Source organism: Nosocomiicoccus sp. HMSC059G07, assembly GCF_001815515.1.
GTDB classification, from domain to species: Bacteria; Bacillota; Bacilli; order Staphylococcales; family Salinicoccaceae; genus Nosocomiicoccus; species Nosocomiicoccus ampullae_A.
This window is the reverse complement of the sequence record NZ_KV820825.1, coordinates 1-749: the sequence shown is the minus strand read 5'-3', so window position 1 is coordinate 749 and position 749 is coordinate 1. Positions and strand designations below refer to the sequence as shown.

Annotated in this window: 1 protein-coding gene; it reads right to left on the bottom strand. The window is 29.4% G+C overall.

Annotated elements, in window-relative coordinates; genetic code table 11:
- Nucleotides 1-63 precede the first annotated feature (63 nt).
- Nucleotides 64-749 (bottom strand): hypothetical protein (locus HMPREF3029_RS04930; RefSeq protein WP_070710046.1); only part of this gene is annotated, 686 nt, incomplete at its 5' end.

Here is a 749-nt window from a genome sequence, read left to right as displayed (position 1 = left end):
AAAGCCCTATGATCCGTTTAGGATCGTAGGGCTTACCTTTAAATCTAAATAAGGGAAGCTCCCTTATTTAGATTGAGATAATATCTTTGCTAATTTATTTACTTGTCGCTTCATACTTTTAAATTCTTTATGTGTCTTTATTAAGTCATAATACTCATCAATATTGTATTTAATGCCAATTGAATTTTTACTTGCATTAATATTATAACGTGATTTTTCACTTTCACTTACTGGGTATGCAAAACTGCCTTTTACTATACATAACACTTTTTCATGACCTAATAATTTTGGATATTTTCTCGTGCCACCCCATATTTCAGCTGTAACAATTGTTAGTTTTAAATTACTTAACTCTTTTTGCTTTAATTCTTTTTTGTCTTTTAAGTGAACTTGATAACGCTCTATCCAATACTCCTTATTCTCTAATAAATCTTCTGCGATAGAAAATAAAGAATAGTGATTTGTTCTGTTAAAACGATTGCTTGTATGATGCCAACTTGTTGGGACACTTCTTTTAGCTAGGTACTTCCATACAGAAACAGGTACATCTTCTAATGATTGATATTCTTCATTTTCATATAAAAAATCTTCAATTAAACTTTTTTTGATTAAACTTAACGGCACTTCATAATTGGAGATAGCATTTTGACTATTGACTGAACGAGAATAACCTACATAACCACTGTTTAAATTAGACATTTTGAATTCCAACTTTCTTTTTTCTACCACTCTTATATTTTGAGTGTGTA